Genomic DNA, 15212 nt, shown 5'->3' with positions numbered 1-15212 from the left:
CAATAACCAAACAATAACCAACACATGAAAAATAGAAACGATAATTTAAAACGTGTCATTGTTGATTTTAAAAAATTGACACCAGAAATATTAGCACTATTAGTAGAACGCTACCCTGACGGTTATGATGAAGATCAAATTATTTCATTTAAAAATCAGCATAACGAAATTATAGAAGCCGTAGAAGTTACGACTGAAGACACTAAATATTTAGTAAAAGTAAGTTCGAAGTTAGCCGTAACTATGGAGAATTACGACGAAGATGATTATGAAGATTTTGATGATAATGACCCAGAGGCTGTGCAAGCGCCAGACTTAGAAGACGACGATAACGATTAACAAATAATATATTATGAGAACCGCTGTTTTTAAATCTTTCGAAAACGGTTATTTTAATTTTTGGTTTGAAAACGGTGAGGAAATGGCCTTTGAAGAAGTTCACCCTCGCGTTTTAAAACATTTTGATTTAAAGAATGATAAATCTTTAGTTGATAAAGAATTCAGAATTACATTTGTAGAAGATGCAGATGGTGACGATGCCATTTATCGGGTTCAGAGTTTAAAACCTTTAGAGTAAAATTATACTTAAATAGGTTATTAACCTTTGTCTGGTTTTTTTAAACCTGACAGGATTAAAACACACTAAATTTAAATAAATTAGGCTTCCAATTTGGGGGCCTTTTTCTTAAAAAACACTTCCCAGAAAAACACGGCGTACACCACAATATACTCGATAGCAATCACCCATAAATTTTCCGATTTATCGGCTTTATCAACATTTACATAAGCCAAATAGCTTAAAATAATAACAAAACTCCAAACCAAAGGAAACTTATATTTTGTAAATACACTCAAAATTAAAAGCGTGGCAATATACCAAGGATGTACCGTTGTAGCCGTAAAAAAATAAAAAGATAAAACTAATAACATAGCCGAAATTAATTCAACCATGGTTTTATTTTTTCTAAAAAAAGTAATGATTAAAAGAAACAAAACCACCAAAACGGGAGTAACTTTTCCAATAATTCCAATTTCATTATAGCCTCTAAAGGAGTAACCAATCTCGCGCGCTATATAATACAAGCTAGCATTAAATTCAAAATTCTGAAACCACAACCCTACGGTTTTAGCATAATTGTTTACAAATTCATTCGAAATAAACCCTGCAAAAAGTAAAAATGTCGTCAGTAAAACAATACTATAAAAACCAATAAGCTTCCATAAGCCTGTAAATAAATTTGGTTGTTCAGGATTACTTTTCGTTTTATTCAGTAAAAACCATTTAAAAAATAGGGGTAAAAATATTAGAGGGATTAACTTCACCGAAATCGATAAAGCCAAAACCACGCCAGCCCATTTCCATTTTCCACAATGCAGCAAATACAAACTCCAAATTAGGAAGCAAATCATAACGCCTTCAAAATGTAAATTACCCGTGAGTTCGATAATGATAAAAGGATTTAACAGATACCAAAAGATAGTATACTGCGGAATATTCAGCCGTTTTAACAACTTACTCCCATAAAAAAAGGTTCCAAAATCGGCAGCAATAATAAGCAGTTTAAATACCACAACCGAACCCAAAATACTTGTGCCAGCAAAGACCGAAGCAATAAAAAAACACAACTGATTAATAGGCGGATAATTCGTAAAATGACTCCCGTTAAGCGTTCCCATGCCTGCGTATAACGCCTCCGCCTGAGCAACAGGGTACACTCCAGAATTTATAAAAGATTCCGGTGTAAACAGATAGGGATTAAACCCTGCGAAAAGCATCCGGCCATCCCAAATAAACCGATAAAAATCTTGCGATAAATTGGGAATCGCCAAAATAAACACCGCCCGAAACCCAAAAGCGACATAGGTTAAAAGCTTAATATTATTTTTTAAAAGACTTACCAATCGGTAAAACAAGGCAAATAGCGCCACATACAAGCCTACTAAATTTACATAATCTGTACGGACTAATTGATAGGCAAATAACCAGTACAAAACAATGCTTAACAGCACTAAAAGTAAGGGCTGTTTGTTCATTTTAAAAAATGCTAAATTTAAAAACATGCAGTAAATATATTCTATTTAGTCGTATCCTATTTCTAATAATAACAAATAAAAAAAGGCTTAGTTTTTCAAATTATGAAATAACTAAGCCTTTGCTTTATTGTTGTATATTTCTTTTAGGAACTTCTCCTAAAGCCATTATGCCGTTTCTAATTCTAAATCGAAAGCTTCAGCAATTTCTTTATATACTATTTTTCCTTTTACAATATTTAAACCTCTAGCCAATGGTGCACTACTGTCGCAAGCTGCTTCCCAACCTTCATTTGCTAATTTAATAACATAAGGTAACGTTACATTTGTTAACCCCATGGTAGAGGTATAAGGTACTGCTCCAGGCATATTGGCTACAGTATAATGCACAACTTCATCTATAATATAAGTAGGATCTTGGTGTGTTGTTGGTCGAGTTGTTTCAAAACACCCACCTTGATCTACTGCTACATCAACCATAACAGTTCCTGGACGCATATCTTTTAGCATATCGCGTGTAATTAATTTAGGTGCTTTTGCCCCTTTTATTAATACACCACCAATAATTAAATCGGCATCTACAATATGTTTACGGATGTTATATTCACTAGAAAACTCACTAATAACATTGTTTGGCATAGAATCACTTACGTAACGTAAAGCTTTCATATTAATATCCATAATAGTCACTTGAGCTCCTAAACCGGAGGCCATTTTTGCGGCTTGATATCCTACAATTCCGGCGCCTAAAATTAGTACTTTTGCTGGTGGCACTCCTGGAATTCCACCCAATAAAATACCCCGACCTTTTATCGGTTTCTCTAAGTATTTAGCTCCTTGTTGAACAGACATACGTCCTGCAACCTCGGACATTGGAATTAAAAGTGGTAAAGCGCCATCGTTATCTTCAACAGTTTCGTAAGCAATACAGATAGACTTACTTTCTATCATGGCCATCGTTAATGGCTCACTAGATGCAAAATGGAAATAAGTAAACACCACTTGGTTTTCCTTAATTAACTTATATTCTGGCTCGATAGGTTCTTTTACTTTCACTATCATATCCGCAATATCATAAACAGCTTCTATGCTATCTAAAATAGTGGCGCCCGCTTCAATATAATCTTCATCAAGAAAACCACTATTAAAACCTGCATTTGTTTGAATATAAACGTCGTGGTTTCTCTTTGTTAATTCGAAAACTCCAGAAGGCGTCATACCTACTCTATTCTCGCTGTTCTTTATCTCAATAGGAACTCCAATTTTCATGTATTAAGCTTTTTTTATAAATTTAAACTAAAGCAAAATTAATACAAAAAATTTAATATTATAATCAAAACCCGCTTATTGTTAATATATTTTCACCTAAAACACGTTAACACCAAAAAATATGTAATTCACATCAATTTAATAGGAACACGCTTTTTTGATTAAAACAGTTCTAAAAACACTCATTTTAATTCTAATTGATAAAAAAAGACTCGTTTTTTTGAAAATACAGAAAAATTGAATGATTTTACATTACCTGATTTTAAGCTTATTTTGACTCGTTTTATATTACTTTTTTTTATGTTTAATTTTAAGAATTAAAATCATTAAACACAATACCGAGGTAATTATATTAGCAATTACCATAGATAAACTTTTTAAGTAAAACCCATAAACCAACCAGAGTAATACCCCAACAAACATGGCTAAAAACATGGTTAAGGACACTCCTTCAACATCTTTGGTTTTCCAAGCTTTATAAACCTGCGGAATAAACGATGCGGTGGTTAAGGTGGCCGCAACCAAACCTACTATTTCCATGGGTTGAATTTCGAACATAATACAAGGTATAAAACTAAAATAAGCCATCTCTTATAATTAACAAGATGGCTTATTTACTTATTTTTTAATAATTTAGGCTTTAGCCTACTATATTTACAATTTTCCCAGGGACCACAATCACTTTTTTAGGGGTACGCCCAGCAAGTTGCTCTTGTGTTTTTTCGTTTGCCATAACAGCGGCTTCAATATCGTCCTTGCTCATATCCATAGGTAATTCCATTGTAAAGCGCATTTTCCCGTTAAAAGAAATGGGGTAATTTTTACTGCTTTCTACCAAATGGCTGGCATCGAATTCTGGAAAAGCTGCCGTAGAAATAGATGCGCTATTTCCTAATTGGTTCCATAACTCTTCTGCAATATGTGGCGCATAAGGGGATAATAAAACCAATAACGGCTCTAATACTTCTTTTGATGTACATTTTTGCGTAGTGAACTCATTAACAGCAATCATAAAGGTTGAAACCGATGTGTTGAACGAGAAATTCTCGATATCTTCTTGAACCTTTTTAATGGTTTTATGAAGTGTTTTTAAGTTATCTTTTGTTGCTGCTGCTTCTGAAACTTTCAGTCCGTTATCATCCACATACAATTTCCATAGTTTTTTAAGGAAGTTGTGCACACCTGTAATTCCGGCTGTATTCCATGGTTTGTATTGCTCCAATGGCCCCAAGAACATTTCGTATAAACGCAGACTGTCTGCACCGTAATCTGAAACAATATCGTCTGGATTTACGACGTTGTATTTGGATTTGGACATTTTTTCGACTTCGCGACCTACTTTGTATGTCCCATCATCTTCATTTATAAACTTAGAATTTGTATAATCTGTTCTCCAGTTTTTGAATTGCTCAATATCTAATTCATCCGATGAGTTTACAAAAGAAACATCAACATGTGTTGGAACCAATTGTAATGATATTTCATCACCTAGTTTAATATCAGAATCAGGAAAAATTTCATTTAAGGTACTCAAGAAAAATTCCTTAGCATTTTTGATCTCTTCAACATCACCACTCTTCATTTTTTCAAACTTCGATTTCGTAATGAAAAAAGAAGGCATTTTAGGATCTAAAATATCAAAAGCTTCATCTGTATTTGATACAATCATCCAAGAAAATCTATATACAAAAGCACTAGTCCCCAAAATCATCCCTTGATTAATCAGTTTTTTAGCAAACTCATCAACAGGGACAACACCTTTATCGAACAAGAATTTTTGCCAAAAACGAGAATACAGTAAATGTCCTGTAGCATGCTCGCTTCCACCAATGTATAAATCCACATCTTTCCAGTAGTTTAAAGCCTCTTTACTCGCAAATTCTTCGGTGTTTGTAGAATCCATGTAGCGGTTAAAATACCAAGAACTTCCTGCCCAACCTGGCATGGTGTTAAGTTCTAATGGATGGATGGTTTCATTATCGATTAAATCGTTAGAAACGACTTCGTTTTTAGTGGTATCCCAAGCCCAAACGGTAGCATTCCCCAATGGCGGCTCGCCGGTTTCGGTTGGTAAATATTTTTCTACTTCGGGTAATGTAATTGGTAAATGTTCGGCAGCAATCATTTGAGGCATACCATCTACATAATACACCGGGAATGGCTCTCCCCAATAACGCTGACGACTAAAAACAGCATCGCGCAAACGGTAATTGGTTTTTCCTTCACCTTGCCCTATTTTTTCTAATTCGAAAATAGCACGTTTGGTGGCTTTTTTATAATTCATACCATTAAGGAAATCACTGTTCCCGATAACGGTTTTTTCTTTATCTGTAAAGGCTGCTTCTGAAATATCAACGCCCTCAAAAATATTTATAATTGGAATATTGAAATGCTTCGCAAAGGCATAATCTCTTTCATCGCCACAAGGCACAGACATCACTGCTCCCGTTCCATAACCCGCTAAAACGTAATCGCCAATCCAAACTGGAATGGGTTCTTTTGTAAAAGGATGCTCGGCATAAGCTCCAGTAAAAGCACCAGAAATGGTTTTTACATCAGCCATTCTATCGCGTTCGCTACGTTTTGCCGTTGCTAAAATATAAGCCTCTACCTCAGCTTTTTGCTCTGGCGTTGTTAATTGAGACACCAAGTCGTGTTCTGGAGCAAGCGTCATGAAGCTTACACCAAAAATAGTATCTGGTCTAGTTGTAAACACATCGATAACGGCATCACTGTCTTTCACTTTAAATGTAACAGCTGCACCAACCGATTTTCCAATCCAATTACGCTGACTTTCCTTTAAAGAATCGGTCCAATCCACTTTATCTAAACCTTGAAGCAAACGTTCCGCATAAGCAGAAATACGCATACTCCATTGGGTCATTTTTTTACGAATAACCGGGTGACCTCCACGTTCGGAAACCCCGTTAACGATTTCATCATTTGCTAAAACCGTTCCTAATGCAGGACACCAGTTTACTTCCGTTTCAGCTAAATAAGTCAATCTATATTGTAATAAAATAGCTTGTTGTTCTTTGCTTGTATACCCCTTCCATTCGGCTGCTGTAAATGCAGCGATGTTATCATCGCAAACCGCATTTACTGTGGCATTACCTTCCGTTTCAAAAATGGAAATTAAAGTCGAAATATCTTCAGCTTTATTCGTATCGTTATTGTACCAAGAGTTGAATAATTGAATAAAAATCCATTGGGTCCACTTGTAATATTGAGGATCGGAGGTTCTGACTTCACGCGACCAATCGAATGAAAATCCAATTTGATCGAGTTGACGACGATACGTTGCAATATTCTCCTTAGTGGTTACCGCCGGATGCTGCCCCGTTTGTATAGCGTACTGCTCGGCAGGCAAACCAAAACTATCGTACCCTTGCGGATGCAATACATTAAAGCCTTGGTGGCGTTTGTAACGCGCATAAATATCGGATGCGATATAACCCAACGGATGCCCAACATGCAAGCCCGCTCCACTTGGGTAAGGGAACATATCTAACACATAATATTTTGGTTTTTCGCTTTGGTTTTCGGCTTTAAACGTTTGGTTATCTGCCCAATATTTTTGCCACTTTTCTTCGATTTTATTGAAATCGTATATCATCCTTATTTATTATTTTCGAATTACTACCCGGCTGTTTTTAAAACGGCCATATTCGGCGCAAATTTACGGTTTATAAATCAACTTAAAAATCTTTTATTTTTATAAGTTAAAACCCCTAAAAAACATGCTATTTTAACGAGATACTTTTACTTTTGCGCATTAAAACACAACGTATTGAATTCTAATATTTACAAAGCACACTTTGCTCTTTTTGGTGCTAACCTTATTTATGGTGCAAACTACATTATTGCCAAAGGGATTATGCCACATAAAATAGGCCCAACAGCTTTTGTGTTTATACGCCTAGCATGTTGCGCTGTGTTGTTCTGGGCAATAAAATTTTTATTTGTTAAAGAAAAAGTAGAATCTAAAGATTTTGTTCGTTTAGCCCTTTGTGGATTGCTTGGAGCTGCCGCAAACATGATGTTCTTTTTTCATGGTATTAATTTAACATCGCCCGTAGATGCTTCCATAATTATGACGGTTACCCCGGTTTTGGTTTTTATTTTTAGCTTCTTTATTTTAAAAGAACGAATGACAAAAAACAAACTTATTGGTATCGTGGTTGCCGGCATAGGAGCTTTGTTTTTAATCGCTTACGGAAACAAAGCCTCTGGTACAAGTTCTTTATTGGGAAATTGTTTGGTATTCCTAAATGCCTCAAGCTACGGGCTGTACCTTGTAATAGCTAAAACTTTAATGAAAAAATACCATGCCATAACGGTTATTAGCTGGATGTTTTTATTTGGATTTATTTTTATTTTACCATTTAGTTTCCAGTCTATAATGAAAACAAGTTTTGATACCTTTAGCACAAACACCTATTTCGTTATTGGCTATGTGGTCCTGTTTACAACCTTCTTTGCTTATATACTGAATGTATTTGCGCTAAACCACGTGATGCCATCGGTTACTAGCAGTTACATTTATTTACAACCCGTAATTAGTTTTTTAATGGTCACTATTTACGCCTTTGTTTTAATGAAAGAAGAATACGCACAAGACATTAATTTGGTTAAAATACTAAGCTGCGTAATGGTTGTTATAGGGGTTTATATTATTAGTAAACCGCCTAAAAAAATTAGCATCAACTTGAAAGATTAAAACAGCTTTATTGTTTTTAAGTGAAAATACCGTCTTTTTGGATAATTAATGACAAAGAAATTATAGCCATTAACAACAATTTCAATATGTTTCAGTTTATTTAAATGAAGATTCACTATTCTTTATTATTTTTACAATATTAATCCACATCTTTTATGAGTTCATCTTTTGAAAAACATCAAAAACGTAGACTAATTTCATCGTATTTTTCGGTGGTTTTAAGTATTGCTTTAGTCTTATTTTTACTAGGCTTGTTGGGTATGTTGGTGTTAAATGCTAAAAAAGTTTCCGATCACTTTAAAGAGCAAGTAGTAGTTACCATTTATTTGAAAGATTCTGCAAAAGATGTTGAAACCAAGCAGCTTGAAAAAAGCTTGGCCATGGCCGATTATGTAAAAACTACCGAATACGTCTCCAAAGAACAGGCGGCCGAATTTATGAAAGCCGAAAACGGCGAAGATTTTATGGATTTTGTGGGCTATAACCCGTTGCAAAACTCGATTGATGTCCATTTAAAAGCCGATTTTGTTACTTCGGAACATCTTGAAAAAATTTCAGCGGAAGCGTTAAATAAAAACTTTGTAGAAGAAGTTACTTATGATAACGACTTAGTAAACCTGATGAACGATAACGTAAGAAAAATTAGTTTTTGGGTTTTGGTTATTAGCGGAATTTTTACACTTATTGCTGTATTATTAATAAACAGTTCTATCCGATTGGCTGTATATTCTAAACGATTCACCATTAAAACCATGCAAATGGTTGGTGCTACAAAACGCTTTATTCGTCGCCCGTTTGTTTGGCAAAGTGTCCGTTTAGGTATTATTGGCGCAATCTTAGCATTAATAGGCATGGCCGTAGTTTTATATTATTTAGATAAAACGTTTACCGAATTAGGCCTGCTGAGCAACCCCATTTTAGTCGCAATTTTGTTCGGTGTTATTTTTGGTTTAGGTATTTTAATCACTTGGATAAGCACCCATTTTGCAACACAACGTTTTTTGAATTTAAAAACAGACGAACTGTATTATTAAATTCAATAATAAAAAACTTATATTTAGTACTTCAAAAAAATCATACCAATGTCTAAAAATTATTTCAAAAACAATCCTGATAAAGATGGATTTTTCGGAACATACGGAGGCGCATTTATTCCACCTAATTTAGAGGAAGAAATGAAAAAAATTAATGATGCTTATTTCTCTATAAGTAAGTCTCATAAATTTATTACCGAATTACGAAACATAAGAAAACATTTTCAAGGCAGACCAACACCTGTTTATCATTGCAGTAGGTTATCTCAAAAATATGGTGGTCAAATTTATTTAAAACGCGAAGATTTAAACCATACCGGCGCACATAAATTAAACCATTGTATGGGTGAAGCTTTACTTGCAAAATATATGGGCAAGACAAAGCTAATTGCCGAAACTGGAGCTGGTCAACACGGTGTAGCCTTAGCAACTGCGGCAGCCTATTTTGGATTGGAGTGCGAAATACACATGGGTGAAGTGGATATTGCTAAAGAGTATCCAAATGTACAACGTATGAAAATTTTAGGCACTACTGTTGTACCCGTGACTCATGGTTTAAAAACCTTAAAAGAAGCCGTAGATAGCGCTTTTGAAGCCTATTTAAAAGACCCAATAAATTCTATTTACTGTATTGGTTCTGTTGTGGGGCCACACCCTTTCCCAATGATGGTGAGAGATTTTCAACGTGTTGTAGGGATTGAAGCTAAAGATCAATTTTTTGAAATGACCGGTGAATTACCCGACAATGTAGTGGCTTGTGTTGGCGGCGGTAGTAATGCTATGGGTATATTTTCTGCATTTTTATTTGATGATGAATGTACACTTTATGGCATTGAGCCCGGCGGAACATCTTTTAAAATGGGAGATCACGCCGCAACCATGACTTTAGGAAAACCTGGTATGATCCATGGTTTTAAATGCTATGTGTTACAAGATGAAAATGGCGAACCAGCACCCGTACACTCGGTTGCTAGTGGATTAGACTACCCAGGCGTTGGACCAGAACACAGTATGCTAAAAGATTTAGAAAAAGTAACTTACGATTCTATTACAGATAAAGAATGTATTGATGCCTTTTTTGAATTAAGCCGTTTGGAAGGTATTATTCCTGCTTTAGAAAGTTCGCATGCCGTTGCTTACGCTTTAAAACTTGCTCAAAAAAAACCAAAACAATCCATTTTAGTCAATTTAAGTGGTCGTGGTGATAAAGATTTAGATTATGTTATTGACACCTATGGCATACCAGATTAAAAAAAGTAAATACACTTAACAAAATTTAAGAAATAAAAACTGTTACTTTGCTTTTTGGTTATAAAAAAGAGCAATATCTATAATATTATGGGAGAGAAAAAACAAAAAGAAGCCGCAAAAGCGACCTTTGTATTTGGTAAAAAGAACTATAAATTTATGTTTATTGGTCTCGCTATTATTGCGCTTGGTTTTATTTTAATGTCTGGCGGTGGAAGTGACGATCCTGCGGTTTTTAACCCAGAAATTTTTAGCTGGAGACGTATTCGTTTGGCTCCCATGCTTATTATAATTGGATTTGGTATTCAGATTTATGCTATTTTGTTAAATCCTGATAAGAAGTAAGGCGGTTTTAGATGAGCTCACTGTTATGTGATTTCTCCTTCTTACCAAAAATTATGACGTTGCAATGACTGCTTATTTTTACCCAATTTATCATGTCGATCGAAGTGAGACATCACATAAACAAACGTAAGCAAAGTGTGATTTCTCCTTACGTTGAAAAGACTAAACCATAAATTTTTACTTGATAATTAAGTTTATAATCCTCTATTGAAGTTGCGTAAAACTTAACTTCCTCTATACTGGCATACACTCAAGGTGATGTGATTTCTCCTATCGTCGAAATGACAGGGACAATATAATTACACATCATGTTTATACTATTTGTCATGTCTATCGAAGTGAGATATCACATAAACAAACTCAACATACACAAGCAGAGTGTGATTTCTCCTATCGCCGAAATGACTCAGGATTTAAAACAAATTTTTATAATTGCTTAGTAAATAGCTTAGCCATTTTTTCTACGTAAATTTTAGAGTTTTTCATAGCATCTTCTAAATTTTCAGCGTAATTCATAACAGCATCGGTGTATTCTATCCCGATTGCTTTGGCTTCATTTTCGTCCAAATCTATAGCGCCGCAAAAAGCAGCAACTTTTATCTGTTTCGCTTTCGCGGAAGATAACACGCCTTGTATCGTTTTCCCAGACATGGTTTGTGTATCAAGCTTCCCTTCTCCTGTAATAATCCAATCGGTATCATTCAAGTGTTCATCAAAATTTGCTAAATCCTTAATAAGCTGAATACCGGATTCTAAAGTCGCATTTAAAAATACTTTTGATGCTATCCCCATCCCGCCAGCAGCACCCGCACCTTCAATGCTTTGCGCATTGATACCAAATACAGCATTTAAAATTTCGGAAAAAGACGTTAAACCAGCATCTAACATTTTAATATCGGCCGTAGTAGCCCCCTTTTGAGCCGCATAAACCTGAGCCGCCCCATGTTTCCCGTATAACGGATTGGTAACATCGCAAGCCACTTTAAAACTGACGTCACCCATTTTGGGATGTACATGGGTTGCTTCAATCGATTTGATTTTTGATAAATTAGCACCAATAGGCTTAACCTCCTGTTCATTTTCATCTAAAAAACGATATCCCAACGCGGTTGCCATGCCAATACCACAATCGTTGGTGGCACTCCCTCCAATACCCAAAATAATGGTTTCGGCTCCTATATCTAAGGCATCCAAAATCATATCGCCTGTACCACATGTAGTGGCATTTTTACAATCGAATTGTTCGGGCTGTAATAATTTTACTCCCGATGCTTCAGCCATTTCAATAAAAGCTGTTTTAGAATCTTCAGCATATAAATAATTCGCTTTGATAAGTTTAAAAAACGGATTATGAACTTCAACCGAAACAATATCACCTTTCAAATAAAAATTTACAACATCAATAGTACCATCTCCTCCATCGGCAAGTGGTAATTTTAAAATATCAATATCCGGATTTACAGCATGGATCCCTGCTTCAACAGCCTTACAAAACGCCAAACCGGTTAAGGAATTTTTAAATTTATCGGGGGCTAGTACAATTTTCATCTCTATTTAATTATCAAGAATATTTAATAATTCTGCCTTGTTTTTCTAGAATTAGCAATTCCACTTTGAAAGTATCAAATTTTTATAAGATTAACATGACGTTAGTAACTCAATTTTAATATTTTTGCCCTATGGAAATAATAGATGCAATTATACTCGGTATTATTCAAGGACTTACTGAATTTTTACCGGTGTCGTCCAGTGGACATTTAGAAATAGGAAAAGCTATTTTAGGCGATACTCAAGTCGCAGAACAAAGTTTACTTTTTACTGTAGTACTACACTTTGCAACAGCGCTGAGTACTATGGTTATTTTTAGAAAAGATATTTTCGATCTTTTAAAAGGAGCCTTAAAATTTGAATGGAATGAAGATTTACAATTCATTTCAAAAATTGCTATTTCTATGATTCCGGCTGTAATTGTTGGTTTATTTTTTGAAGAACAATTAGAGTCACTTTTTGGTGGAAACATTTTATTGGTAGGCTGCATGCTTATTGTAACCGCAGTTTTATTGTATTTAGCCGATAAAGCCAAGGACACCAATAAAAACGTAACCTTTAAAGATGCTTTTATTATTGGTATTTCTCAAGCTATTGCCATGTTACCAGGTATTTCTAGATCGGGCGCTACAATTTCCACATCGGTTTTATTAGGAAACGATAAAACAAAAGCTGCTCGTTTTTCATTTTTAATGGTCGTACCATTAATCTTCGGGAAAATAGCTAAAGATGTTTTAAGTGGTGATTTAGCTTACGATAGCGGAAATTTCACTACCCTTTCCATTGGTTTTGTTGCCGCTTTTGTTGCTGGTTTATTTGCGTGTACTTGGATGATTTCTTTGGTGAAGAAAAGCAAACTATCTTACTTTGCTATTTATTGCTTAGTGGTTGGTGTTATTGCCATTGCCTATTCTTTATTAAGTTAATATGAAAACAGCCGAGGATTATCAAGCAGGCCAAGTTCTATTAATTGACAAACCACTAACTTGGACCTCTTTTCAGGTAGTGAACAAACTGCGTTGGGAAATCCGACAGGCGTTCAACATAAAGAAAATAAAAGTTGGTCATGCAGGAACTTTAGACCCTTTGGCCACAGGTTTATTGGTGATTTGTACCGGAAAAATGACCAAGCAAATTGATACGTTCCAAGGACAAATAAAAGAATATACTGGTACGTTTGTTTTAGGCGGCACTACACCGTCTTATGATTTGGAAACAGAAGTCAACGAAACCTTTGAAACCAAACATATTACCGAAGATTTAATTCATAAAACCACAGAGCAATTTACAGGAGATATTGAACAATTTCCGCCCATATTTTCAGCACTAAAAAAAGACGGAAAACGCTTATATGAATATGCTCGCGCTGGTGAAACCGTAGATATTAAATCGAGAACCGTTCATGTTTCAGAATTTGAAATCACGAAAATCGATGGTTTAAATATTGATTTTAGAATTGTTTGTAGCAAAGGCACTTACATTCGCTCACTAGCGCAGGATTTTGGAAAGGCTTTAGAATCTGGTGCTTACTTATCCGCTTTACGAAGAACAAAAATTGGTGATTTTGATGTAAAAAACGGAGTTTCTGTCGAGGAGTTCATAACATCACTAAACGTCTAAACTCAACGTTTTCACGTATATTTACTAAATATTTGCCCGTTAATTTATCGATTTGAACCTAACCGATCAACATAAAGCTTTGCTTGTTACGCTTCTCATTTCGGGAACCGTATTACTTGTTATGTTCAATATTAATATAAAACAGCAAATTAAATTAGCCGCTGAAAGCTACTACGAATTAGAGCCTGAAAAACCACTTACCGAAGAAGAAATAAAACAGCTTCAAATTTTAGAAAAACTAAATAACGCGAAGGCCGAAACCAATGCTGCTTTTAATGAAGCTCAAAAAAATAAGCATTTTGCACCTGCTTATAAAAGAGTGGCGCCTCCGGAAGATTATGTGCCTCAAAATGAAAATAGCCCGCTAAATGCTGTGGAATCTTACTCTAAAAAACATGAACCTATAGATTCTAAACTTGATGAAGATCAATTATCATCTTTCAATAAAATAAACGATTTACTTGAAAAACAAAACGAGGAATCTAACAACTCTAAAAGTACAATAAGCTACTCGTTATCAAACCGGAAAAAAATCTATATTCCTGTGCCAGTTTACCTTTGTGAAGTGGATGGCAAAGTGGTTATAAATATTACTGTTGATGCTAAGGGAAACGTTACAGATACTTATGTAAACAGCTCCTCTAACACGTCCAATGCTTGTTTAATAAAACATGCCTTGGAATACGCCAAAAAATCTAAATTTAGTAGCGAAGGCTCCAAGGCATCTCAAATTGGAAGTATTACCTTCAATTTTATAGGAAAAAATTAAACCACAGAAACCGGGCTTACTTCCGAAAGAATTTTAGTGATATCTTTTATAATATTCTGTCCTTTATCTTTATTGTACCAGTGTTGTAAATCTTCCTTAAATTCTGCTGTTAATGCTCCATTTTCAGCTTTAAATCTATTAACTAAATTCGTGGCTTCACTTGGTCGTGGTCCAAAGGTGTTATAAACATCTCCCGTAGCATCATCAATCATAATTAGTTTAGGAATAGCACGACCGCCATTGGTTAAAAAAGCATCCATAAGTTCTAAATTCTCATCACGAAGTACGACCTTCATATCAATATTATCGTTTAATTCGGCTATTTTATTAATCGCTGGTAACACATGAGCTGCATCGCCACACCAGCTTTCGGTAATTACAAGCCAGGTGGTTTTTTTTTCAAAAGCCTCAATTTGCTTTTTATCGCCTTCAGAAATTTTAATCGTTTTATCCCAACGTTTCATGCGCTTATCATTGAGCTTCGTATAATTTGCCAAATCCTCCTTTTGCTCAGGACCTGTATTTCCGTTTTTTTCAACTAACTGTTTTACCAAATCTCTATAAACTTGGTAAGTAAAACTATTTTTTAATCCTGAATTTATAATAGAGTCGCTCATAATGTTATTAT

At 34.9% G+C, this 15212-nt stretch carries 15 protein-coding genes; 9 read left to right on the top strand and 6 right to left on the bottom strand.

Translation table 11 applies throughout. The annotated features are described in order from the left end of the window. Positions 1-24: 24 nt before the first annotated feature. Positions 25-339: a hypothetical protein gene (locus FQU21_RS06690; protein ID WP_147677221.1), complete on the top strand. Its 315-nt coding sequence runs from the start codon at positions 25-27 to the stop codon at positions 337-339. A 13-nt stretch (positions 340-352) separates the two neighbouring features. Further along, a complete protein-coding gene (locus tag FQU21_RS06685) occupies positions 353-577 on the top strand; it encodes a hypothetical protein (protein WP_147677220.1) in 225 nt (74 codons plus the stop codon). An 80-nt stretch (positions 578-657) separates the two neighbouring features. On the opposite strand, the gene FQU21_RS06680 is transcribed toward FQU21_RS06685, so the two are convergent. From FQU21_RS06680 to FQU21_RS06665, 4 genes are all read right to left on the bottom strand, one after another. Beyond that, positions 658-2034, bottom strand: coding sequence for an MptA/MptB family glycosyltransferase (locus FQU21_RS06680; RefSeq protein WP_246124780.1), 1377 nt, complete (start codon positions 2032-2034; stop codon positions 658-660). Positions 2035-2199: 165 nt separating this feature from the next. Then, positions 2200-3300: an alanine dehydrogenase gene (ald, locus tag FQU21_RS06675; RefSeq protein WP_147677218.1), complete on the bottom strand. Its 1101-nt coding sequence runs from the start codon at positions 3298-3300 to the stop codon at positions 2200-2202. Between the two features lie 288 nt (positions 3301-3588). Further along, complete coding sequence (locus FQU21_RS06670; protein WP_222707996.1) at positions 3589-3858, bottom strand: SemiSWEET family sugar transporter; 270 nt, start codon at positions 3856-3858, stop codon at positions 3589-3591. Positions 3859-3940: 82 nt separating this feature from the next. Continuing rightward, complete coding sequence (locus FQU21_RS06665) at positions 3941-6916, bottom strand: leucine--tRNA ligase (RefSeq protein ID WP_147677217.1); 2976 nt, start codon at positions 6914-6916, stop codon at positions 3941-3943. A gap of 174 nt (positions 6917-7090) precedes the next feature. Here FQU21_RS06665 and FQU21_RS06660 point away from each other — a divergent pair, with 174 nt between their 5' ends. The 4 genes from FQU21_RS06660 (at position 7091) to FQU21_RS06645 (ending at position 10647) form a co-directional block, all read left to right on the top strand. After that, entirely contained in the window at positions 7091-8020 is a 930-nt protein-coding gene (locus FQU21_RS06660; RefSeq protein ID WP_187269337.1) for a DMT family transporter, read from the top strand. A 155-nt stretch (positions 8021-8175) separates the two neighbouring features. Beyond that, on the top strand, positions 8176-9054 hold the full coding sequence (locus FQU21_RS06655) for a cell division protein FtsX (RefSeq protein WP_147677215.1): 879 nt from the start codon (positions 8176-8178) through the stop codon (positions 9052-9054). 48 nt (positions 9055-9102) lie between these two features. Continuing rightward, positions 9103-10305 (top strand): tryptophan synthase subunit beta, encoded by a 1203-nt coding sequence (gene trpB / locus FQU21_RS06650; RefSeq protein ID WP_147677214.1) that lies wholly within the window; start codon positions 9103-9105, stop codon positions 10303-10305. Between the two features lie 87 nt (positions 10306-10392). Further along, the gene (locus FQU21_RS06645) at positions 10393-10647 is read left to right on the top strand and encodes a DUF3098 domain-containing protein (RefSeq protein WP_147677213.1); all 255 of its coding nucleotides are present in this window, start codon (positions 10393-10395) and stop codon (positions 10645-10647) included. 426 nt (positions 10648-11073) lie between these two features. Here FQU21_RS06645 and FQU21_RS06640 read toward each other — a convergent pair whose 3' ends face one another. Continuing rightward, entirely contained in the window at positions 11074-12195 is a 1122-nt protein-coding gene (locus FQU21_RS06640; protein ID WP_147677212.1) for a glycerate kinase, read from the bottom strand. A 131-nt stretch (positions 12196-12326) separates the two neighbouring features. Between FQU21_RS06640 and uppP the strand changes: the two genes are divergently transcribed. From uppP to FQU21_RS06625, 3 genes are read left to right on the top strand one after another with little or no spacing between them, the layout of a single operon-like run. Next, complete coding sequence (gene uppP, locus FQU21_RS06635) at positions 12327-13121, top strand: undecaprenyl-diphosphatase UppP (protein ID WP_147677211.1); 795 nt, start codon at positions 12327-12329, stop codon at positions 13119-13121. A 1-nt stretch (position 13122) separates the two neighbouring features. Continuing rightward, a complete protein-coding gene (truB, locus tag FQU21_RS06630) occupies positions 13123-13815 on the top strand; it encodes a tRNA pseudouridine(55) synthase TruB (RefSeq protein WP_147677210.1) in 693 nt (230 codons plus the stop codon). 52 nt (positions 13816-13867) lie between these two features. Next, complete coding sequence (locus tag FQU21_RS06625) at positions 13868-14584, top strand: energy transducer TonB (protein ID WP_147677209.1); 717 nt, start codon at positions 13868-13870, stop codon at positions 14582-14584. Here FQU21_RS06625 and FQU21_RS06620 read toward each other — a convergent pair. Beyond that, positions 14581-15201, bottom strand: a complete 621-nt coding sequence (locus FQU21_RS06620) for a thioredoxin family protein (protein WP_147677208.1) — start codon at positions 15199-15201, stop codon at positions 14581-14583. The genes FQU21_RS06625 and FQU21_RS06620 overlap by 4 nt on opposite strands. Between the last annotated feature and the right edge of the window lie 11 nt (positions 15202-15212).

The organism is Algibacter pacificus (assembly GCF_008033385.1).
GTDB lineage: Bacteria > Bacteroidota > Bacteroidia > Flavobacteriales > Flavobacteriaceae > Algibacter > Algibacter pacificus.
Note: the sequence above shows the minus strand (reverse complement) of the source record. Positions and strands in the feature narration are given on the sequence as shown.

Bases quoted from the DNA above. Each gene is read 5' to 3' on its own strand.
- FQU21_RS06690 (WP_147677221.1), top strand. From the start codon at position 25: ATGAAAAATAGAAACGATAATTTAAAACGTGTCATTGTTGATTTTAAA.
- FQU21_RS06685 (WP_147677220.1), top strand. From the start codon at position 353: ATGAGAACCGCTGTTTTTAAATCTTTCGAAAACGGTTATTTTAATTTT.
- FQU21_RS06680 (WP_246124780.1), bottom strand. From the start codon at position 2,034: ATGAACAAACAGCCCTTACTTTTAGTGCTGTTAAGCATTGTTTTGTAC.
- ald (WP_147677218.1), bottom strand. From the start codon at position 3,300: ATGAAAATTGGAGTTCCTATTGAGATAAAGAACAGCGAGAATAGAGTA.
- FQU21_RS06670 (WP_222707996.1), bottom strand. From the start codon at position 3,858: ATGTTCGAAATTCAACCCATGGAAATAGTAGGTTTGGTTGCGGCCACC.
- FQU21_RS06665 (WP_147677217.1), bottom strand. From the start codon at position 6,916: ATGATATACGATTTCAATAAAATCGAAGAAAAGTGGCAAAAATATTGG.
- FQU21_RS06655 (WP_147677215.1), top strand. From the start codon at position 8,176: ATGAGTTCATCTTTTGAAAAACATCAAAAACGTAGACTAATTTCATCG.
- trpB (WP_147677214.1), top strand. From the start codon at position 9,103: ATGTCTAAAAATTATTTCAAAAACAATCCTGATAAAGATGGATTTTTC.
- FQU21_RS06645 (WP_147677213.1), top strand. From the start codon at position 10,393: ATGGGAGAGAAAAAACAAAAAGAAGCCGCAAAAGCGACCTTTGTATTT.
- FQU21_RS06640 (WP_147677212.1), bottom strand. From the start codon at position 12,195: ATGAAAATTGTACTAGCCCCCGATAAATTTAAAAATTCCTTAACCGGT.
- uppP (WP_147677211.1), top strand. From the start codon at position 12,327: ATGGAAATAATAGATGCAATTATACTCGGTATTATTCAAGGACTTACT.
- truB (WP_147677210.1), top strand. From the start codon at position 13,123: ATGAAAACAGCCGAGGATTATCAAGCAGGCCAAGTTCTATTAATTGAC.
- FQU21_RS06620 (WP_147677208.1), bottom strand. From the start codon at position 15,201: ATGAGCGACTCTATTATAAATTCAGGATTAAAAAATAGTTTTACTTAC.